Origin of the sequence: Maledivibacter halophilus, from assembly GCF_900167445.1 — a bacterium.
Lineage (GTDB): Bacteria > Bacillota > Clostridia > Peptostreptococcales > Caminicellaceae > Maledivibacter > Maledivibacter halophilus.
The window spans coordinates 1-21,612 of the sequence record NZ_FUZT01000018.1 but is presented as its reverse complement, the minus strand read 5'-3'; the positions used below and the strand labels follow the sequence as shown (position 1 = coordinate 21,612).

Here is a 21,612-nt window from a genome sequence, read left to right as displayed (position 1 = left end):
TACTTAAATCCCTATAAAGCTTTTATAATGTAAGCTTTTTTTTAACACATAACAGAAATTATATTTATATATTATTTTGCTAAGTTTACAATTTCATATTTATTTTAAAATTCACTCAAATGAAATATTCATCTCCTCTAAATCTCATTTGAAATTACGTATTCAATTCACTAGTACAGTTAGTTAAATTAAAAATTATATATCTATTTATTTCTAGTGTGGAAAAAGTATCAACAAATCCATTTTCTTGTGGATATTTTTTTATTTTCATTGAACTCAATTTAGTTATTTGATATTATTAGATATAGCCTGTTGATAAGTGGATAAATTATTAAGAAGTTGTTATTTATACACAATTTGTGGATAAACTTGTGTATAACATTAACTTTATTAACATAAATACCTCTAAAGCTCTACTTTTTCTTGTTAATTTCTTAATTTTAAATATGTATATAATGTTAATATTATAAAAAAATTTTTTAAAAAATATTTTTTCCACAAAAATAATTGTTTGCATTGTTAATTATTATATATAAATATTTTTTCTTTTATCTTTTATAATATTAACATTTGTTGTGGATTTATTGTGGACTTTTATATGAAAAATAAAAAAATTACTCACTATTTGTTACAAATTAATTACATTTTTAATATTTATTACCTAAATCATAATTTCAGTTAATTAAAGTAATTAGGAGGATTATATTATGAGTCTTAATCTCCGTGAAATTTGGGAAGAAACTTTAAAGCTAATAAAAACAGAACTTACTGAAGTTAGCTATAATACATGGCTAAAATCATTAGAACCTGTCTCTATAAGAGGTAAAACAATAATTTTAGGTGTTCCTAATGATTTTAATAAAGGAATACTTGAAACTAGATATATGACCCTACTAACCAATGCAATAAAACAAGTAACTTCCCAAGACTTTAAAATAGAGTTTGTCATACCTGGCAGCGATGATTTTCATAGGTTAACCAAAAATAATAATACAAAAGAAAATAACTTTTTTGAAGAACCAGTTCTTAATCCAAAGTATGTATTTGATACCTTTGTAATTGGAAACAGCAATAGATTTGCACATGCTGCTTCTTTAGCTGTTGCAGAAACTCCTGCTAAAGCCTATAATCCACTTTTTATATATGGAGGTGTTGGATTAGGTAAAACCCACCTAATGCACGCTATAGGTCACTATATTTTAGGTCAAAATCCTAGTACAAAGGTAGTTTATGTTTCATCTGAAAAATTTACCAATGAATTGATTAATTCAATAAAAGATGATAAAAACGTAGAATTCAGAAATAAATATAGAACTGTAGATGTTCTTTTAATTGACGATATTCAATTTATAGCTGGTAAAGAAAGAACCCAGGAAGAATTCTTTCATACATTCAACGCTTTATACGAAGCTAATAAACAATTAATCATTTCAAGTGATAGGCCTCCTAAAGAAATCCCAACTTTAGAAGATAGGTTAAGGTCTAGATTTGAATGGGGACTTATAACAGACATACAAGCTCCAGATTTTGAAACAAGAATAGCTATACTTAGAAAAAAAGCTGAATTAGAAAATATAAATATAGATAATGAGGTTATTCATTTTATTGCTAAAAAAATCAAATCAAATATTAGAGAATTAGAAGGAGCATTAATAAGAATATCAGCCTATTCATCCCTAACTAATAAAGAAGTTTCAATTGATCTGGCAAATGAAGCACTTAAAGATATAATATCATCTTCAAAGCCTAGACAGATAACAGTATCATATATAAAAGACATTGTTGCACAGAATTATAATGTAAAGGTTGAAGATTTAAATTCAAAAAGAAGGACGAGAGCAATAACATATCCTAGACAAATAGCTATGTATTTAAGTAGAGAGCTTACTGATTTATCTTTGCCTAAAATTGGCGAAGAATTTGGTGGTCGTGATCATACTACAGTAATTCATGCCTACGATAAAATAAGCAAAGATATAAACACAAATAGCGATTTTAAAAATAGAGTAGATAAAATATTAAAGGAAATAAAAGGAGAATAATAAATAAAACTTTTCTTTAAAATTATGCAAATATATCATTTATTTAATGGAAGTAATAATATAACAAATTTATTATACATTAGTTACAATTCTATAAATTAATTACTGTCATAAATTTTAATCAACAGTTTTTTGTGTAAAAACGTTGTATAACTTGTTGATAAAAGTAAAATTTAATTAGTAAATTTTTTTGTGGATAAATCTTAGATTATGCTTTTTTTATTAACAATCTTTTAAACAGCTTAATTAATTAAAGAATCTTGTTTATAATGACTTTTCCACAAACCAACAGCCCCTACTACTATTACTAATAAATTTTATTATATTTATATTATTCCTTTCCAAAAGGAGGTTTTTAAAAATGAAAATAATATGTTCACAAAAACAACTATCAATGGCCTTAAATATAGTTCAAAAAGCTGTTTCTACTAAAACTACCTTACCAATTTTAAAAGGAATTCTCTTAGAAGCGAAAAATGATCAGCTTAAGTTAGTAGGAAACGATTTAGATATTGGTATAGAAAATTATATAGATACAAAAATATTAGAAGAAGGATCAATAGTAGTAACTTCAAAATTATTTGTTGATATTATAAGAAAATTACCTGATTCAGATGTAGAAATTGAAGTAGATGAACAAAATAATGTATTTATAAAATGTGAAAATTCGGAATTTAAACTTGTAGGACAACCAGCTTTAGAATTTCCCCAGCTGCCATATATCGAAGAAAATAATACCTATATAATAAGCCAGGATTTATTTAAAAATATGATACGACAAACTATTTTTGCAACATCCCAAGACGAAACAAGACCTATACTAACCGGTGCTTTAATTGAAATACAAGATAAAAATATATTAATGGTTGCAATAGATGGATATAGATTGGCTCTTAGAAAGGCATATCTAAATGCAGATATTAAAAATAGGGCAGTAATTCCCAGTAAGACTTTAAACGAAATAAATAGAATATTAGGTAATGAATCAGAGGGAAATATTTATATTTCTTTTACTGACAAACAAATACTATTTAGCATTGATAAAACTAGAATTATTTCGAGGTTACTTGAAGGTGAATTTATAAATTATAATCAGATCATACCTAAGGAATATAAATCAAAGGTTAAGGTAAATACTAAAAAACTATTAGATAGTATAGAAAGGGCCTCATTACTTGCTAAAGAAGGAAAAAATAATGCTATAAAATTTTCTATAAAGGACGAAATTATGAATGTCAGCTCCAATGTAGAAATTGGAAGTGTTAATGAGGAAGTTAGAATTGAATTAGAAGGTGGAGATATAGATATAGGTTTTAATTCAAAATATCTCTTAGATGCTTTAAAGGTTATAGATAGCGAGGAAATATATTTAGAATTTACTACAGCTGTGAGTCCTTGTGTTATGAAACCAACAGATAATGATAATTATATTTATTTAGTTTTACCTGTAAGATTGTCAAAGTAATATAAAAAGTTTTTACTTTTATATCTTTTTACATCTTAAAGATTATTGTATAATTAGAAGTCCTCTTAATAAAGGAGGACTTAATTTCTGTTAGTTCAAATTGTCTACTTACAAAACCTACTATTTGATGTAAAATAAATATGGATGAAATAGTAAAGATTATTTAATAGAGAAATATATAATTATATATAGAAAATTAAGGAGGTATAAAGTTGAAGGAAATTCTTATTGAAACAGAATATATAAGAATGGATCAACTCCTAAAATATGCTAATATAGTAGGTTCGGGAGGAGAAGCAAAGATATTGATTAAAGAAGGTCTGGTCAAAGTAAATGGAGAAGTAGTTACCCAAAGAGGTAAGAAAATCAAAAATAAGGATATAATCGAAATAGAAGATATAAAATTAAAAGTATTGAATAAAAAGTAGAGATAAATGTGAAAATTGTATAATAAATGTAAAAAAATTTCAAATACAAAATGTAGTAGAGATAGTCAGGTGAGTTATCTACATATTGTATTTGAAAATTAATAATGCTAATTATGCAAGTTTCTCAAATAAAAATTTATAAGGGACGTCTATAAATATTCAAGGAAAAATTTATAAATTACATTGTTTTCCTTGAATTTATAGATTAAAAATCTAATTATAGTATGTCTAAAATAATTTAGATTTTAAGCCGAGGTGCTAAAATTGTTTATTAGCAAATTAAAGTTAATTAACTTTAGAAACTATAATAAGTTAGATATAATACTTCATGATAAACTAAATATTTTTATTGGAAATAATGCCCAGGGAAAAACAAATATATTGGAATCCTTATACGTAACAGGTTTTGGAAAATCATTTAGAACCAATAAAGATAAAGAGCTTATAAAGATGAATAAAGATATGGCATATATAAAAGCTGAGGGAAAAAAAAGATACGGAGAAATTTCTATAGAATTAAGATTATGGAATAATAGAAATAAAGAAATAAAAACCAATGGAATAAGTTTAACTAAGCTTTCAGAATTACTTGGTAGCATTAATATAGTTATTTTTTCTCCAGAGGATTTAAAATTAATAAAGGGTGGGCCTTCTGAAAGAAGAAGATTTATCGACAGAGAAATATCTCATGTAAACAAAAAATATTATTATAATATCATGTCATATAATAAAGTTTTGTTACAAAGAAATAATCTCTTAAAAAATATAGCTTATAATAAAAAATTATTAAAAACTATTGATATATGGAATGAAAAATTAGTAGAATATGGGACAGAGGTTATTTTCAAAAGAATAGAATTTATTAAAAAGCTCAATATGCTAAGTAGATTAATGAATAGAAGAATTACTGAAGGTAAAGAGAATTTAGAAATAAAATATTTAAGTAATATAAAAATAGACAAAAAATATAAAACCCAAGATATTTATGAAAGTTTTAAACAAATGTTAGAAAAGAAAATTGATAATGATATAAAAAGAGGTTTTACTACAGTTGGACCCCATAAGGATGATTTAGGTATTTACATTGACAATAAGGATATAAGAATATTTGGTTCTCAAGGTCAGCAAAGGACTGCAGCACTATCATTAAAATTATCTGAGATAGAAATAATAAAAGGAGAAATTGGAGAATATCCAATTCTATTATTAGATGATGTAATGTCTGAATTAGATATAAATAGGCAAAAATTTTTAATAAAGAGTTTAAAAAATGTACAAACCTTTATTACTATAACTGAATTGCCTGAGCTTATGATTCCATTAGATAAAGAAGGGAGCATTTTTAAAATATCTAATGGTAGTATTGTCCAAAATAATGATATTTAAGAAGTTTTATAGTTTTTGTATATAGTCAGGAGGGAAACAGATGGCCGAAAAAATTAATCAAGAATACAATGCCGAGCAGATACAAGTTCTTGAAGGTTTAGAACCTGTTAGAAAAAGACCAGGAATGTATATTGGTACAACGGGTCCGAGGGGACTTCATCATTTAGTAGAGGAAATAGTTGATAATAGTATAGATGAAGCTTTAGCAGGTTATTGCAAAAATATTAGAATTATTATACATGAAGACAATTCAATAAGTGTTTCCGATGATGGTAGAGGAATGCCTGTTGATCTGCATCCCAAAATGAATAAACCGGCTGTAGAAGTTATTCATACAGTACTTCATGCTGGTGGTAAATTTGGAGGAGGAGGCTATAAGGTTTCTGGTGGCCTTCATGGTGTTGGTGCCTCAGTTGTAAATGCCTTGTCGGAGTATTTTGAAGTAGAAGTTAGAAGAAATGGCAAAATATACAAGCAAAGATATGAAAGGGGTAAAACAAAAACCCAGCTTGAAATTATCGGAGATTCAGATATAAGTGGAACTACCAGTACCTTTAAACCTGATAAGGAAATATTTGATGATATAGTTTTTGAATATAAAATATTGGAACATAGAATGAGAGAGCTTGCTTTTTTAAATAAAGGTATAAGGATAATTTTAGAAGATGAAAGAGAAGATGAAAATAAAAAGTCAGAATTTCATTATGAGGGTGGACTAAAAGAGTTTGTAAAACATTTAAATAAAAACAAAACTGTTATCCATAAAAGTATTTTATATAATGAAGGTCAAAAAGATGGGACAGTTATAGAAATTGCCCTCCAATATACAGATGGATATTCAGAAAACATTTTTACATTTGCTAATAATATTAATACCCATGAAGGTGGTACCCATTTAAGTGGTTTTAAAAGCGCTCTAACTAGAGTAATGAACGATTATGCAAGAAAGAATAATTTTTTAAAGGAGAAGGACAATAATCTTCAGGGGGAAGATATAAGAGAAGGTATAACAGCAATAATTTCAGTTAAATTAACGGATCCTCAATTTGAAGGACAGACTAAAACTAAACTAGGAAATAGTGAAATAAGAGGTATTTCAGAATCAATAGCTTCTGAAACTATTGGAAATTTTTTAGAAGAAAATCCTTCAGAGGCAAAGATTATTATTGATAAATGTCTTAGATCAGCTAAAGCTAGGGAAGCAGCTAGAAAAGCAAGGGAACTTACTAGAAGAAAAGGTATACTTGATAATTTAACTCTTCCAGGAAAATTAGCCGATTGTTCAGAAAAGGACCCAGTCAAAAGTGAAATATTTTTAGTCGAGGGTGATTCTGCCGGAGGTTCTGCAAAGCAAGGAAGAAATAGAGAAATTCAAGCAATTTTACCCCTGAAAGGTAAGATAATGAATGTAGAAAAGGCAAATCTAGTAAAAATATTGAACTATAACGAAATAAGGGCTATGATAACAGCCTTTGGATGTGGTATAGGAGATGAGTTCGATATAAGCAAATTAAGATATCATAAAATCGTTATAATGACCGATGCTGATGTTGATGGTGCCCATATAAGAACTTTGCTTTTAACCTTTTTCTTTAGATATATGAAACCTCTAATAGAACAAGGGTATGTATATATTGCGCAACCACCTTTGTATAAGGTTAAAAAAGGTAAAGCTGAACATTATATTTATGATGAAAATGACTTAAATACATTATTAAATGAAATAGGAAGAAAAGGGATATCCTTACAAAGATATAAGGGTCTTGGAGAAATGAATCCTGAACAGCTTTGGGAAACTACAATGGATCCAGAGCAAAGAACTATAATAAAGGTAAATATAGATGATGCAATTTTAGCTGATGAGATATTTACTACTTTAATGGGTGACAAGGTTGAACCCCGTAGAGAATTTATAGAATTAAATGCTAAATATGTAAACAATTTAGATGTATAAGGGAGGGAGTTTAAATGGAGGAAAAAAAACAAAATATTATACAGGTTGATATAGCTAGTGAAATGAAAAAATCTTATATAGACTATGCAATGAGTGTAATAGTAGGTAGAGCCCTTCCTGATGTAAGGGATGGACTAAAACCTGTCCATAGAAGAATATTGTATGCAATGAATGAATTAGGTTTAGCACCAGAAAAACCCCATAGAAAATCAGCCCGTATTGTCGGTGATGTTTTAGGTAAATATCATCCCCACGGTGATACAGCTGTTTATGATGCAATGGTAAGACTTGCCCAAGAATTTTCCACAAGATACATGCTTGTAAATGGACATGGAAACTTTGGTTCTATTGATGGAGATAGCGCTGCAGCAATGAGGTATACAGAAGCAAAATTGACAAAGCTTTCTGTAGAAATGCTTAGGGATATAGATAAAGAAACCATAGATTATACACTTAACTTTGATGAAACTCTAAAGGAGCCTGCAGTACTCCCAAGCAGATATCCTAATCTTCTTGTAAATGGTTCAACAGGTATTGCAGTAGGTATGGCAACTTCTATACCTCCCCACAATCTAGGTGAAATTATAGATGCAGCTGTTAAAATGATTGATGACCCAGATACAGAGATGGAAGATATTATTAAAGTGGTAAAGGGGCCTGATTTTCCTACCGGCGCAATAATAATGGGTAAGGAATCTATTAAGGAAGCCTATAGAACAGGCAGGGGAAAAGTAACAGTAAGGTCTAATGTTGAGATTGTTGATATAGGTAAAGGAAAACAAGCATTAATAGTTAGCGAAATTCCTTATCAAGTAAACAAATCTAAGCTTATTGAAGGAATAGCAAATTTAGTTAGAAATAAAAAGGTTGAAGGAATAACTGACTTAAGAGATGAAAGTGATAGAAACGGTATTAGAGTAGTTATAGAGCTTAAAAAAGACACTAATGCAAATGTAGTTTTAAACAAATTATATAAGCATTCTCAGCTTCAGACTACCTTTAGTATAATAATGATAGCACTTGTAGACGGACAGCCAAAGGTTTTAAATCTATATGAAATATTAAATCATTATTTAGCTCATCAAAAAGAAGTTGTAACTAGAAGAACTCAGTATGACCTTAATAAGGCTGAAGCAAGGGCCCATATTTTAGAAGGTTTAAAAATAGCTTTAGATAATATCGATGCTATTATTAAGTTAATTAGAGGATCAAAAAATGTAGCTGAAGCTAAAAAAGGTTTAATGGAGAATTTTAAACTTACAGAAATACAGGCTGGAGCTATACTTGATATGAGACTTCAAAAATTAACAGGACTTGAAAGAGAAAAAATAGATTCAGAATATGAAGAATTGATTATGACTATAAATAGACTTAGAGAAATACTTGCAAATGAAAGACTTCTCATGAATATTATAAAAGATGAACTGCTTGAAATTAAAGAAAAATATAGTGATAAGAGAAGAACAAAGATAGCAGCTAGAGAAGATGAAATAGATATAGAAGATTTAATAGATGAAGAAGAAGTATTTATTACTTTAACCCATATGGGATATATTAAGAGGGTACCTGCAACCACATATAAAAGTCAAAAAAGAGGTGGTAAGGGCATAGCCGGACTTTCAACCAGGGAAGAAGACTTTGTTGAGACAATATTTATTACTTCTACTCATAACTATTTAATGTTTTTCACTAATTTTGGAAAGGTACACAGAATGAAGGCCTATGAAATTCCAGAAGCCAGGAGACAAGCCAAAGGGACAAATATAGTGAATTTACTGTATTTAGAGCCTAATGAAAAAATTACTGCAGTAATACCTATAAAAGAATTTACTGAAGATGGTTATTTAGTTATGGCAACTAAGAACGGTATGATTAAAAAGTGTGATTTGCCACAATTTAACACATCAAGAAAATCCGGATTAATAGCAATAAGCTTAAAGGATGAAGACGAGCTCATAAGTGTAAAATTAACTGATGGAACAAAGGAATTAATTTTAGCAACTTCAGGAGCCATGTCCATAAGATTTAGTGAAAAAGATGTGAGAAGTATGGGAAGATCAGCTATGGGAGTTAAAGCCATAAACCTTAATGAAAACGATCATGTTATAGATATGGGACTAGCTGATGAAGGAACGGATTTATTGGTAGTTAGTGAAAATGGATTTGGGAAAAGAACTTCACTAGATGAATATAGAATACAAACTAGAGGTGGTAAAGGAATAAAAACCTACAATATAAGTAAAAAGACAGGAAAACTTGTAGGTGCTAAAATAGTTGGTGAAGATAGTGAAATAATGATTATAAATACATCGAGTATAGTTATAAGACTGGAAGTTAAAGATATATCAAGATTTGGTAGAAGCACTAGAGGAGTAAAACTAATGAGAATTGGAGAAGATAACACTGTAGCATCTATAGCCAAAATATCACATCAGATAGAAAAAGAAGAAGAATAAAATAGTATAGGGAGGCATGTTTTTATATGCCTCCCTATACTATTTTAAAATGATTTAGCTAATATTAATTTTATAAGTTAAAAGTAAATATGAATAAACATAGGGAATAGTTAAAAATGTATAAATAAATATGTCTATAAAGGCAAAGAAGGAGTATGTTTTTACTAGATGCTTTCTATTTTTACTATTTTTTAAGAATAATTTAAGACAATATAAAGCAATTAAAGTGGCTATTCCGATTAAAAAGTATAAGCTTATTGGATTTTTTAAAAAAATTGGTAGAAATTTATAAACCTCATGATTATCTATTAGTATTCTATTAGTGTAAAAAATTTTTAAAATAGAATGTAATATAAATATAATAATAAATACTCTATTATAGTAAAATTCAACCCATCTAAGATTTATTACAGAAACTATAAATATAAATAGTATGGTTGGCATAAATATATTCATAACTGATATCAAGGAAATAAAAATACTAGGTATTAGACTTGTGAAAGTTGCCATAAATAAATCTAGTATTTCACTACTTCTTAATTTTTTTGATGCTTTGATTATGTCATTGGAATTGCTTGATATTAAAATACTCTTATTTCTTCCATTAATATCTGTCCACACTAGATAGTCATTGTTACTTAAATTGAAATAATAAGGATTTACCGATAAGGAATTTGTTTTAGTTAATAATTTTTCACCTGTAATATTATTTTTTTTATCTATAGTATATTTTATTAGATTAACAGTTTCAGTGTCCTTCCCCTTTATTAAATTTACCGAGGCAATGAATGTTAATTTTTTTCTTTCTTCCTTTAAAATTTGGGGATATGGCTTTGATCCATTTAAACTCATTGTATTTTTAGAAAAATTAGAAACATCATTCTTTTTAAATGTAAAATTATGTAAAACGTTAGTTCCAAATCTATTATCATTTAAAGAGGCTAGTATATTTATTTTATCGTCAATAATACCTATATCAACACGGTCTAAAGATATTTTTACGGAATTTGCAATACTTGTTAGCTTATGTACATTTATTTTTCTGTTGTTTAAATTATAGGTTAGATAAGTAAGATAATTGTCCTTAGAATTTAATTTTTCATATAAGGCAATATGGTATAAAGGATTTTCCTTATCCTTTATAATTTCAAATTTTTCTACATTTATATTTTTTACAGTTTCCTTATGACCAGATGTATCTACGAAATTTAAGGAATTATTATTAGAATAAATAAGAATATCTTCTCTTACAATAAAATCTTTAACATCATCTGCTATATTTTTTTTAGATAGAACTTTATTAGCTTTAAAATCAAATTCATAGATTTTTAAATTTCTATTTTCTAAGCTATATAAAAAAATGATATTATCTCTATATATTCCCCTAATTTTTTTTAAAGATTCTATGCTGAAATTCAAATTATCTTTTAAAACGATAATTCCTTGGCTGTTTATTATAGAATAATTGATATTGTTATTATTATACCAAAAAGTTATAAAAACATTTTCATCTGAAATAGGTATAGAAGATATATTGCTATTTGCCATAGCCTCACTTATACTTTCAGCTTTGAATTCAGTTAATAATAGATCTCTACTCCACTTTTCTGAAGGTAATTCAAGTTCAGTTTTGTAAACTACTGTAAAATAAACTATATAAAGCAGCAGAAGAGTAAGTATAAATACAAATTTCCAATTTTTAAAAAATTTTAACATAGGCATCCCCCCAAAAAATAATAATAGATAAAAATAAAAAATATGTAATGAATAAATAATGCATTGTAATGGGTCAGTTGTCGTTTATAATATATTTGAATATAGTGAAATGATTTCAAAATTTAATTTATTTCACTATATTCATAAAATTAACATATTTAAATTATACAGTAAAACAATAAAGTTTTAGGAAAAAATAAAAATTTATTTTAATTTAAATTTTTATAAAGTTCACTAATAAAGAAAAATCAATGGGAATCTATAAAATACCAATCTCCAACATATTTTGATAAAATTTATTTTTATGATATTATTATTAAAAAAGAAATATAGAAATAGTGTTTTTTTATTAAAAAAAATGGGTAAATTTAAAATAGTTTTACGAGGAGGTTTTTTTGTGTCATTAAACATTAATAAGACATTTAATAATGAAAAAAATCTATGGGAAGTTAAATTGATGGGTGAAGTAGATATTTACAATGCCAATAATTTAAAAGAAAATTTAAATAACCTTTTGCAAGAAAAAGAAACTGATATTGAACTTGATTGTGAAGAACTAGAATATATCGATAGTACTGGTTTAGGTGTTTTAATAGGCATATTAAAAAAATTAAAAAATATTGAAAAAAATATAATAATCTCCAATCCAAAACCAAATATGTCTAAGCTTTTAAGAATTACTGGTTTAGATCAAATATTTGTTATGAAGTAATTCAAATTTAGGAAGGTGAATTTTTTATGAATGCTAAAACTGAAAAAAAAATTGAACGTTTCAACAAAGAAAACGTTTGTATATTACTCCCTAGTAAACCAGAATATGTAAGTGTTGTGAGGATGACATCTTCAGTTATTGCAAATAAAGTAGGTTTTAATATTGAAGATATTGATGATATAAAGGTTGCAGTAGGTGAAGCATGTAATAATGCTGTATTACATGGGTGTAATAATAATTTTGAAGTAGAATTTATTATTAGTAATGATAAACTGACAGTAGAGGTAAAGGATGAAGGTAAAGGTTTTAATATAGACAAATGTCCTAAGCCAGATGCTTGTAATCCAAAGGAGAGTGGCCTTGGTATATTTATAATTAAATCCTTAATGGATAATGTTGAGGTACAATCTTCCCCAGGAAAAGGAACAATAATAAGAATGACAAAGTATTTTAATAAAGAAGAAGTGTATAATTAAGGGGATGGTAATATATGAGAAGCCAAGCAAATGATACTAAGGAATACGATATGGTAGAATCCCTAGATAAGCTAGATCATAAAGAATTATTCAATATTTATAAAGAAACTAAAGATATAAATATCAGGAACGAGCTTGTTAATAGACATCTATATATTGCAGAGATTCTATCAAAAAAGTATGTAAATAAAGGAATTGATTATGACGATATCTATCAAGTTGCATCCTTAGGATTGATATATGCTATTGAAAGATTTGATGTAGATAGGGGTTTTGAATTTTCCAGTTTTGCAACTCCCACTATAATTGGAGAAATTAAAAAGTATTTTAGAGACAAAGGTTGGACCATAAGGGTTCCGAGAAGAATTCAGGAATTATCAAAAAAGGTTAATGATGTTAAAGTAAAGCTTCAACAAAATTTACAAAGAGTTCCTAAGGTTAAGGATATAGCTGATTATTTATCAGTTACACAGGAAGAAGTTTTAGAAGCTATGGAGGCTAGTCAGGTTTATACGCCTAAATCCCTTGATATAAGCTATGATAATAATGGTGATGATAAAGAAGTTCAATTAAAAGATATTATAGGTACAGATGATAAAAGTTATGATTTTATTGATAATAGAGATTTTTTAAAGAAATGTATGGAAAATCTTAATGAAGCAGAAATTAAGATAGTAGATGGAAGATTTTTTCAAAATAAGACTCAAGTTGAAGTTGCAAAGAATCTTGGAGTATCTCAAATGACTGTTTCAAGAATGGAAAAGAAGATAATTAAGAAATTTAGAAAGGAACTCAAAAAATTAAATGAATTATAAAAAAACTTCCAAGGATAAACAAGTGGAAGTTTTTTTATTAAAATATCTAAATCAGGGGAGTATAGATGACGAATATTAAAGAGTTCGTTATCTATACTCATTCTTTTGTTTCTCAGTAAGATATCTATATCAGATAATTCTAATTTAAAATACTACAAAACCCATATTTATTTTTGCTTTTTCTAAAAATTCATTAGATACCTCGTTTGCTTTTTCAGCACCTTTTTTCAATACTTTTTCGACTTCACCAGAGTTAAGAATTTCTTCATATTTTTTCTGAATAGGTTCTAAAGACAATACTACAATTTCTACCAAATCTTTTTTAAATGCCCCATAACCCAATCCGGCATATTTATTTTCAATATCTTCTAAGGATAAGCCTCCCAAGATATTGTATATAGTCATTAGATTGCTAACCCCAGGTTTATTTTCCACATCGTATCTTACTTCACTATCACTATCAGTGATGGCTTTCATAATGCTTTTTTTGATTTTTGAAGGAGTATCTAATAGATTTATTTTACTATGCTTATTTTCGTTGCTTTTACTCATCTTTTTCGTAGGGTCATCTAATGCCATTATCCTTGCTCCGAATTTAGAAATTAATGGATCTGGAATAACAAATGTTTCGCCAAATTTTTTATTAAATCTTAAGGCCACATCTCTACATATTTCAAGATGTTGTTTTTGATCATTGCCTACAGGAACATAATCTGTACCATAGAGCAAAATGTCAGCAGCCATAAGTACTGGATAAGTATATAAACCAGTAGTAACTGTATCCTTTCCTTTACTTTTTTCCTTAAATTGAGTCATACGATTCAATTCACCCATATAGGTATTACATTGTAGAAGCCATGCAAGTTCAGAATGAGCAGGAACATGGGATTGAAGAAATAAAGTAACTTTATTTGGATCCAAACCAACTGCCATATAAAGAGCGGCAAGCTGCAAAGAATTTTCATATAGTTTTTTGGGATCTTGAGGTACAGTAATTGAATGTAAATCTACAATACAGAAGAAACAATCCATATCATCTTGTAAATCAACAAATCTTTTAATAGCACCTATATAATTTCCTATATGAATTTGTGATGTTGGTTGGACACCAGAAAAAACTCTTTTCATAGGTATACCTCCATTTATACATAAAATCATGAATATAGGATTATAGTAACGCTACTCTAAAAGATTAATAAATTTCGCTGAACTGAAAGAATATAAAAACATTTACTATATCAGTAAAATTTATTTTAAGTTTTAATGTAGCATGACTATATATAGCAAAGTCTAATTTATACATGAACAATTATAGGATATCATTATGCAAATATCTTATGAATAAATTAAATTTTGTCATTGTTTAACTATAGGTAAACAACTCTAAAGTGTTATAAATTTTAATGTTGGTTATCCATATATATTTAATTTTTATAATATATTAAAATATCATAATATACAAGTCCTATCAATAAAATCTATAGTTTATAAGTTGTTAAAAATTGAAAAATGAATTTATATATCAAAAAAATCCAGAAGCATTGATATTTTTATATGTATATAAAGATAAACAATATTAAGACTTAAAATAAATTTGAAAGATAGTTTTTAAATGTAGATTTTGATGAAACACATAACGAAAATTATATTTATTCGAAGAATTAGTAAGTTTATAATTTCCTATGTGTTATAGGAAAACTTAATTAAATACCATAATAATGAAAAATGCGGAATAATGAGGAAAAAACAAGAAAAATGTCGATGATATAAATACATTTGTACATGTAATAAAAACATTTATATTGACAAAACCGTCACATAGATTTAAAATTATTATCAGACATATTAAATTATTATAACAATTGTTAAGATTTTTATTTATTAGTTTTCAATGAATATTTAAACGATTAAAAATTAAGGGGGATTGCAAAATGAAAAAGATATCATTACTTTTGGTTTTTGTAATGGTTATATCATTATTTTTAGTTGGTTGTGTTGAAAAGGCAACTACATCTGAAGGAGATGGAAGTGGAGAATCATCTGAGGTTATTAAGATAGGAGTATTTGAACCATTAACTGGTCCAAATGCAGCAGGTGGAGCTTTGGAAAAAGAAGGTATTGATTTAGCAAATAAGCTGTATCCTGAGGTTTTAGGGAAAAAAGTAAAATTAGTTTATGTAGACAATAAATCCGATAAGGTTGAGGCTGCCAATGCGGCAACAAAATTAATAGACCAGGAAAAGGTATCGGCTATAATAGGTAGCTGGGGAAGTGGTTTTTCAATTTCTGCCGGGGAAGTTATAAAAAAATCCGAGAGAAAAGTTCCAGCAATTGGAACATCATGTACAAATCCGTTAGTTACAAAAGGAAATGATTATTATTTTAGAGTATGCTTCATAGATCCATTCCAGGGAAATGTTATGGCCAATTATGCATATAATGAAGTTGGGGCTAAAAAAGTGGCCTTCATTATTGAGAAAACTAATGATTATGCAGTTGGACTAGCTAAGTTTTTTGAAAATACCTTTAAGGAATTAACTGGTGATGAAAATGCAATAGTATATGAAGCTTTTTATAATACAGGAGATCAAGATTTTACAGCTCAGTTAACAAGTATTAAGGAATCAGGAGCTGAGGCTATATTTGCACCGGGTAATTTTACTGAATCGGCTCTTGTTACAAAGCAAGCTAAAGAGCTAGGACTTGATCTTCCAATATTAGGTGGGGACACATGGGAAACACCAGAATTTATAGAAATTGGTGGTGAAGCTGCGGAAGGTATTGTATTTTCAACATTTTTCGATGCCAATGCAAAACTTACCGATAATACAACTAAATTCTTAGAAGCTTATAATGAAGAGTATGGTAAAGAGCCAGCAGCAGTTACTGCACTAGCCTACGATGCATATTTACTTGTACTAGATGCAATCGAGAGGGCAAACAGCACTGATCCTGTTGCTATAAGAGATGCTATTGAACAGACCAAGGACTTTCCAGGGGCTGCAGGAGTAGTTAATTTAGATGAAAATGGCGATGCTGTTAAAGCTGCAGTAATAAAAACAGTTAAGGATGGAAAATTTACTTACCTTACAACAGTTGAGCCAATGAAAAAGTAATAGAATATTTATTAATTAATAAATTTATAATGTAGGCTTCCCAAGGGGGAGTCTACATTGCTATTCTAAATCGATTAAATGTTAAATATTGTATAATTTTATATAACTTTCTATATTCACTTAAATGACAAGAGATATGGGGGAAAAGATATGATTTCAATGAGTTTTAGCACTTTTATGCAGCACTTGGTCAATGGGATTTCCCTTGGCAGTTTATATGCTCTTTTGGCTATAGGTTATACAATGGTATATGGAATTTTAAGATTAATTAATTTTGCTCATGGTGAAGTTTTTATGTTAGGAACTTATTTTGCATTCTACGCTATGACATCATTTTTACTTCCTTGGTGGGCATCATTTTTAATTGCAGTTATTTTAACCTGTATATTTGGTATTATTTTAGAAAGATCAGCATATAGACCCCTTAGAAATTCTCCAAGAATTTCTATTATGATTTCTGCTATAGGTGCATCATTTCTATTACAAAACTTAGGTATAGTTATCTTTGGTGGAAGACCAAAGGCATTTCCAATACCACCGATTTTTTCAAAGATAACTAATATTGGTGGAGTTTCTATTGTTAGTGTTTCAATTATTATTCCAATAATAACTGCAATAGCTTTATATATTTTACTATATATAATTAATAAGACAAAGGTCGGAATGGCAATGAGGGCTGTTTCTAAGGATTATGAAGCAGCAAGATTAATGGGGATAAATGTAAACAGTATAATATCCTTTACCTTTGGAACAGGTTCAGCCCTTGCAGCCATTGGAGGTATTATGTGGGGGTTAAAATATCCTCAACTTATTCCTGCGATGGGATTAATGCCGGGTCTTAAATGCTTTATAGCTGCTGTTGTAGGAGGAATAGGCAATATTAAAGGTGCAGTTTTAGGTGGATTTATTTTAGGGCTTGGTGAAATTATGATAGTTGCTATTTCACCAGCTTTGTCGGGATATAGAGATGCATTTGCTTTTGTTCTTTTAATAATAATATTATTAGTTAGACCTGGAGGTTTAATGGGAGAAAATATAGTGGAGAAGGTGTAGACTATGAAGGATAAGAAAAATATTTTAACATTGATTGCAATATTAGCTTTTGTGATACTTCTATTTATATTAAATGCTAATCTTGGTTTATATAAAATGAGGATTTTTAACCTTTGTGGTATATATGTAATATTGGCACTAAGCCTTAATCTTATAAATGGATTTGTTGGACTGTTTTCTTTAGGACACGCCGGTTTTATGGCAGTAGGAGCATATACCAGTGCATTACTTACAATGTCTTCCGAGGCAAAGGAAATGAATTTTTTCCTAGAGCCTATAGTACCTTGGCTAAAAAATGTACCTTTTCCATTAAATCAATTTCCAGTGGCCTTAATAATAGCAGGTATAGTGGCTGCTGTGGCTGGATTTTTAGTTGGAGCACCAGTTTTAAAATTAAGGGATGACTATTTAGCAATAGCCACTTTAGGTTTTGGCGAGATTATTCGAGTAATATTTACAAATACACAAAGTTTAACTAATGGGCCTTTAGGAATAAAGGGTCTGCCTAATATAGGCATAACTGGAAATCCTAAGGAGATTATTTTGTGGACATGGGGAGTTGCATTAATCACCATTATCTTTATGGTTCTTCTTATAAATAGTAGTTATGGTCGTGCCTTTAAGGCTATTAGAGAAGATGAAGTGGCAGCTGAAGCTATGGGTATTAATTTATTTAAACATAAAATGATGGGATTTGTTATAGGTTCATTTTTTGCTGGAATTGGGGGAGCTTTATTAGGACATCTTATGGGAACTATAGATCCTCTTATGTTCAGATTCCTATTAACTTTTAATATTGTACTTATAGTTGTACTAGGGGGGATTGGAAGTATTACAGGAAGTGTTATTTCAGCTGTAATAGTTACTATATCCATGGAGGCATTAAGGGTACTTGATACGGATATACAAATAGGTGGATATATTATAAAGGGAATATCAGGTATGAGGATGGTTGTTTTTTCAACCTTACTTATGCTTGTTATACTTTTTTATCAAAGAGGTCTTATGGGAACCAATGAATTTAGCTGGGATTGGATATTAAGGAAAAAAGACAAAACAGCTATAGGTAAATAAAAGCTAGTTAAAAGGAAGTGAAAGTATGACTGTTTTAAAAACAGATAAAATGACTATGAAATTTGGAGGAATTACTGCTGTTTCAAAATTTGATATGGAAATAGAGAAAAATGAAATTATTGGATTAATAGGACCTAATGGTGCAGGAAAAACTACTTGTTTTAATATGATAACAGGTGTTTATACTCCTACTGAAGGAAAAATATATTTTGAAGACAAAAATATAACTGGAATGAAAACCCATGAGATAACAAAACTGGGCATTGCAAGAACATTTCAAAATATAAGGCTTTTCAAAGAGCTTTCTGTACTTGATAATGTTTTAATTGCAAACCATATGAGACTTGATTCAAATTTATTTTCAGCAATAATAAAAACTCCTGATTATAGGAATAAAGAAAGAAAAATATTAGAGAAATCTATTAAATTAATAAAAGATGTGGGACTTGATGATGTTATAAATGAAAAATCTTCATCTCTTCCCTACGGAAAGCAAAGAAGGCTTGAGATTGCTAGGGCTTTAGCCACAGATCCAAAACTTTTAATATTAGATGAGCCTGCAGCAGGTATGAACCCTCAAGAATCTATGAAATTAATGGAGTTTATTACAGAAATAAGAGATAGATTCAATATTACAATTTTAATGATTGAACATCATATGCAGGTTGTTATGGGGGTATGTGAAAGGATTTATGTTTTAGATTATGGAATAATGATAGCCGAAGGTACACCAACTGAAATACAAAACAATCCAAAGGTTATAGAAGCTTATTTAGGGGTGGAATAATGTTAAAAATAAAAGATTTACATGTATATTATGGAGGAATACATGCTTTAAAAGGATTAAATATAAATGTTCCACACAATAAAATAGTTACTTTAGTAGGTGCTAATGGAGCAGGAAAAAGTACTACACTCAGAAGTGTTATGGGGTTAGTTAAAAGTACAAGTGGAACTGTAATATATAATGATAAAGATATTACCAATAAAAAAACCAAGGATATAGTTTTACAGGGAGTTGTTATGGTACCCGAAGGAAGAAGGATTTTTCCAAATCTTACAGTTGAAGAAAATTTAACTTTAGGTGCTTATACAAGAAGGAGTAAGGATTCGATAAATAAAGATATGAAATGGGTTTATGAACTTTTCCCAATATTAAAAGATAGATTATGGCAAAAAGCTGGTACTATGTCTGGTGGAGAACAGCAAATGCTTGCTGTGGGAAGATCACTTATGACTAAGCCCAAGTTACTTATGATGGATGAGCCATCTTTAGGACTTGCCCCACTCATAGTAAAGGATATATTTGATATAATAAAGGAAATTCACAAAGAAGGAGTTACTATATTATTAATAGAGCAAAATGCAAAGGCAGCTTTAGAAATTGCTGACTACGGATATGTACTTGAAACAGGAACCATAGTACTTGAAGGGAATGGTATTGATCTTCTTAATAATGATAAAGTTCAAAAGGCATATTTAGGAGAATAATTAAAATTATATATTAAAAGCCCATAGGAGTTATTAAACAAATCTTATGGGTTTTATAATGAAATTCTAGTATTTTGATTGAGAAGTTGTATAATAATATTATTATAGAGATTTAATTTTCAAACTTAAGAAACGAAAATAGATTTTGTAAATACTTATCCCACTATTTTTATAAATTAGTGGGGGCAAATCAATTTATTTCCCTATATTAAAATTAAGTTTTAAAGGTAGGATTACTTTACTTTAGATAATTTCATAACTGGAATTTAGGACAATTATATAATATATTTGGTAGTATTTAGAAAAATCTGAACTTATATATAAATAGTTATTTTTCCTAAAAAGTAATTGTGTAAATTCTCCACTCAAGAAAGAGGTGTTATAAATGTTAAAGAAAAAAACATATGAGAAGTTAAAGAAAATTTGTATAGATGAAAGTGAAGAAACCGTAGTTTTTGGAGAAGGCAATCTAGATGCGAAAATTGTTTTAATAGGAGAAGCCCCAGGTTCAAAGGAGATAGAACTAAGGAAGCCTTTTGTAGGTCAAGCAGGAAAAAATTTAAATGAATTCTTAAAGGTAGTTGAATTAGAAAGAGAAGATATATATATAACTAATGTTGTAAAAATAAGACCATATAGGATAAATAAAGAAACCGGTAGAAAAGTAAATAGACCTCCTAATAAAAATGAAATAGAAAAATATTCTAAAATATTATTTCAGGAATTAGAAATAATTAGGCCAAGGTTAATTGTAACTCTAGGTAATGTACCATTAAAAACTTTGACTAGCCAAAAAAATATAAAAGTGGGTGAAGTTCATGGAAATATAATTGAAACTAAAGAATATACAATTTTTCCTTTGTATCATCCAGCAGCAATAATTTATAATAGAAATTTAAAAGATATTTATTTTGAAGATCTTATTAAACTAAAAAAGCATATAAAAAAATAAATTTTAAAAATCAATTGACAAAAAATCAAAATAATGATATCATATTTTCTGTTGCCAAAAAAATATAAATAAGCAAAAAAAAAAGATTGACAAAGCGATATTGAATATGATAATATTAATAAGTCGGCAACAAACGACAAAAACTTTGGACATTGAAAACTGAACAGTGTAAGGATAAAAAAACATGTTGAACGATTGATGTAAAAGTCAACGTTTAGCCTGACCAATAAAAGGTCAAACCCGAAAATTTTATTTAAGAGTTTGATCCTGGCTCAGGATGAACGCTGGCGGCGTGCTTAACACATGCAAGTCGAGCGAGAAGGCTTTAACTAATCCTTCGGGAGAAGATAGAGCTGGAAAGCGGCGGACGGGTGAGTAACGCGTGGGTAACCTGCCTTGTACAGAGGGATAGCCGCCGGAAACGGTGATTAATACCTCATAAGACCACAGTATCGCATGATACAGTGGCCAAAATT

Annotated in this window: 17 protein-coding genes and 1 rRNA gene; 16 read left to right on the top strand and 2 right to left on the bottom strand. The window is 28.5% G+C overall.

What is annotated here, in order from left to right; genetic code table 11:
- Window positions 1-707 precede the first annotated feature (707 nt).
- The 6 genes from dnaA (at window position 708) to gyrA (ending at window position 9,731) form a co-directional block, all read left to right on the top strand.
- Entirely contained in the window at window positions 708-2,042 is a 1,335-nt protein-coding gene (gene dnaA / locus B5X81_RS23800) for a chromosomal replication initiator protein DnaA (RefSeq protein ID WP_079495513.1), read from the top strand.
- Between the two features lie 361 nt (window positions 2,043-2,403).
- On the top strand, window positions 2,404-3,507 hold the full coding sequence (dnaN, locus tag B5X81_RS23795) for a DNA polymerase III subunit beta (RefSeq protein WP_079495512.1): 1,104 nt from the start codon (window positions 2,404-2,406) through the stop codon (window positions 3,505-3,507).
- Between the two features lie 212 nt (window positions 3,508-3,719).
- Window positions 3,720-3,935, top strand: a complete 216-nt coding sequence (locus tag B5X81_RS23790) for an RNA-binding S4 domain-containing protein (protein WP_079495510.1) — start codon at window positions 3,720-3,722, stop codon at window positions 3,933-3,935.
- Window positions 3,936-4,199: 264 nt separating this feature from the next.
- On the top strand, window positions 4,200-5,321 hold the full coding sequence (gene recF / locus B5X81_RS23785; protein ID WP_079495509.1) for a DNA replication/repair protein RecF: 1,122 nt from the start codon (window positions 4,200-4,202) through the stop codon (window positions 5,319-5,321).
- 40 nt (window positions 5,322-5,361) lie between these two features.
- Complete coding sequence (gene gyrB, locus B5X81_RS23780) at window positions 5,362-7,275, top strand: DNA topoisomerase (ATP-hydrolyzing) subunit B (RefSeq protein WP_079495507.1); 1,914 nt, start codon at window positions 5,362-5,364, stop codon at window positions 7,273-7,275.
- Between the two features lie 14 nt (window positions 7,276-7,289).
- Window positions 7,290-9,731, top strand: coding sequence for a DNA gyrase subunit A (gyrA, locus tag B5X81_RS23775; protein ID WP_079495506.1), 2,442 nt, complete (start codon window positions 7,290-7,292; stop codon window positions 9,729-9,731).
- Window positions 9,732-9,785: 54 nt separating this feature from the next.
- Here the strand turns inward: gyrA and B5X81_RS23770 are convergent, their stop codons facing one another.
- Window positions 9,786-11,447: a hypothetical protein gene (locus B5X81_RS23770; RefSeq protein WP_079495504.1), complete on the bottom strand. Its 1,662-nt coding sequence runs from the start codon at window positions 11,445-11,447 to the stop codon at window positions 9,786-9,788.
- A 397-nt stretch (window positions 11,448-11,844) separates the two neighbouring features.
- Between B5X81_RS23770 and B5X81_RS23765 the strand changes: the two genes are divergently transcribed.
- Genes B5X81_RS23765 through B5X81_RS23755 form a run of 3 tightly spaced genes read left to right on the top strand, consistent with a single transcriptional unit; the run spans window position 11,845 to window position 13,450 of the window.
- Complete coding sequence (locus tag B5X81_RS23765; protein ID WP_079495503.1) at window positions 11,845-12,159, top strand: STAS domain-containing protein; 315 nt, start codon at window positions 11,845-11,847, stop codon at window positions 12,157-12,159.
- Between the two features lie 26 nt (window positions 12,160-12,185).
- On the top strand, window positions 12,186-12,635 hold the full coding sequence (locus B5X81_RS23760) for an ATP-binding protein (protein ID WP_079495501.1): 450 nt from the start codon (window positions 12,186-12,188) through the stop codon (window positions 12,633-12,635).
- A 14-nt stretch (window positions 12,636-12,649) separates the two neighbouring features.
- Window positions 12,650-13,450, top strand: coding sequence for a SigB/SigF/SigG family RNA polymerase sigma factor (locus B5X81_RS23755; RefSeq protein WP_079495500.1), 801 nt, complete (start codon window positions 12,650-12,652; stop codon window positions 13,448-13,450).
- A 144-nt stretch (window positions 13,451-13,594) separates the two neighbouring features.
- Here the strand turns inward: B5X81_RS23755 and trpS are convergent, their stop codons facing one another.
- Window positions 13,595-14,578 (bottom strand): tryptophan--tRNA ligase, encoded by a 984-nt coding sequence (gene trpS / locus B5X81_RS23750; protein ID WP_079495498.1) that lies wholly within the window; start codon window positions 14,576-14,578, stop codon window positions 13,595-13,597.
- 803 nt (window positions 14,579-15,381) lie between these two features.
- Here trpS and B5X81_RS23745 point away from each other — a divergent pair.
- From B5X81_RS23745 to B5X81_RS23715, 7 genes are all read left to right on the top strand, one after another.
- A complete protein-coding gene (locus tag B5X81_RS23745; RefSeq protein ID WP_079495497.1) occupies window positions 15,382-16,566 on the top strand; it encodes an ABC transporter substrate-binding protein in 1,185 nt (394 codons plus the stop codon).
- A 150-nt stretch (window positions 16,567-16,716) separates the two neighbouring features.
- Window positions 16,717-17,619, top strand: coding sequence for a branched-chain amino acid ABC transporter permease (locus B5X81_RS23740; RefSeq protein ID WP_330397445.1), 903 nt, complete (start codon window positions 16,717-16,719; stop codon window positions 17,617-17,619).
- A gap of 3 nt (window positions 17,620-17,622) precedes the next feature.
- The gene (locus tag B5X81_RS23735) at window positions 17,623-18,693 is read left to right on the top strand and encodes a branched-chain amino acid ABC transporter permease (RefSeq protein WP_079495495.1); all 1,071 of its coding nucleotides are present in this window, start codon (window positions 17,623-17,625) and stop codon (window positions 18,691-18,693) included.
- Between the two features lie 25 nt (window positions 18,694-18,718).
- On the top strand, window positions 18,719-19,480 hold the full coding sequence (locus B5X81_RS23730) for an ABC transporter ATP-binding protein (protein WP_079495494.1): 762 nt from the start codon (window positions 18,719-18,721) through the stop codon (window positions 19,478-19,480).
- The gene (locus B5X81_RS23725) at window positions 19,480-20,184 is read left to right on the top strand and encodes an ABC transporter ATP-binding protein (protein WP_079495492.1); all 705 of its coding nucleotides are present in this window, start codon (window positions 19,480-19,482) and stop codon (window positions 20,182-20,184) included. Before B5X81_RS23730 ends, B5X81_RS23725 begins: the two co-directional genes overlap by 1 nt.
- Before the next feature lie 385 nt (window positions 20,185-20,569).
- A complete protein-coding gene (locus tag B5X81_RS23720) occupies window positions 20,570-21,136 on the top strand; it encodes a uracil-DNA glycosylase (RefSeq protein WP_079495491.1) in 567 nt (188 codons plus the stop codon).
- 249 nt (window positions 21,137-21,385) lie between these two features.
- Window positions 21,386-21,612 (top strand): 16S ribosomal RNA (locus tag B5X81_RS23715); the annotation flags it as partial.

What these genes read in the sequence shown, in the direction of transcription:
- B5X81_RS23725 (WP_079495492.1), top strand. Translation starts at nt 19,480, where the DNA reads ATGTTAAAAATAAAAGATTTACATGTATATTATGGAGGAATACATGCT.
- gyrB (WP_079495507.1), top strand. Translation starts at nt 5,362, where the DNA reads ATGGCCGAAAAAATTAATCAAGAATACAATGCCGAGCAGATACAAGTT.
- B5X81_RS23735 (WP_079495495.1), top strand. Translation starts at nt 17,623, where the DNA reads ATGAAGGATAAGAAAAATATTTTAACATTGATTGCAATATTAGCTTTT.
- B5X81_RS23730 (WP_079495494.1), top strand. Translation starts at nt 18,719, where the DNA reads ATGACTGTTTTAAAAACAGATAAAATGACTATGAAATTTGGAGGAATT.
- B5X81_RS23720 (WP_079495491.1), top strand. Translation starts at nt 20,570, where the DNA reads ATGTTAAAGAAAAAAACATATGAGAAGTTAAAGAAAATTTGTATAGAT.
- B5X81_RS23755 (WP_079495500.1), top strand. Translation starts at nt 12,650, where the DNA reads ATGAGAAGCCAAGCAAATGATACTAAGGAATACGATATGGTAGAATCC.
- dnaN (WP_079495512.1), top strand. Translation starts at nt 2,404, where the DNA reads ATGAAAATAATATGTTCACAAAAACAACTATCAATGGCCTTAAATATA.
- dnaA (WP_079495513.1), top strand. Translation starts at nt 708, where the DNA reads ATGAGTCTTAATCTCCGTGAAATTTGGGAAGAAACTTTAAAGCTAATA.
- B5X81_RS23760 (WP_079495501.1), top strand. Translation starts at nt 12,186, where the DNA reads ATGAATGCTAAAACTGAAAAAAAAATTGAACGTTTCAACAAAGAAAAC.
- trpS (WP_079495498.1), bottom strand. Translation starts at nt 14,578, where the DNA reads ATGAAAAGAGTTTTTTCTGGTGTCCAACCAACATCACAAATTCATATA.
- gyrA (WP_079495506.1), top strand. Translation starts at nt 7,290, where the DNA reads ATGGAGGAAAAAAAACAAAATATTATACAGGTTGATATAGCTAGTGAA.
- B5X81_RS23770 (WP_079495504.1), bottom strand. Translation starts at nt 11,447, where the DNA reads ATGTTAAAATTTTTTAAAAATTGGAAATTTGTATTTATACTTACTCTT.
- B5X81_RS23745 (WP_079495497.1), top strand. Translation starts at nt 15,382, where the DNA reads ATGAAAAAGATATCATTACTTTTGGTTTTTGTAATGGTTATATCATTA.
- B5X81_RS23740 (WP_330397445.1), top strand. Translation starts at nt 16,717, where the DNA reads ATGATTTCAATGAGTTTTAGCACTTTTATGCAGCACTTGGTCAATGGG.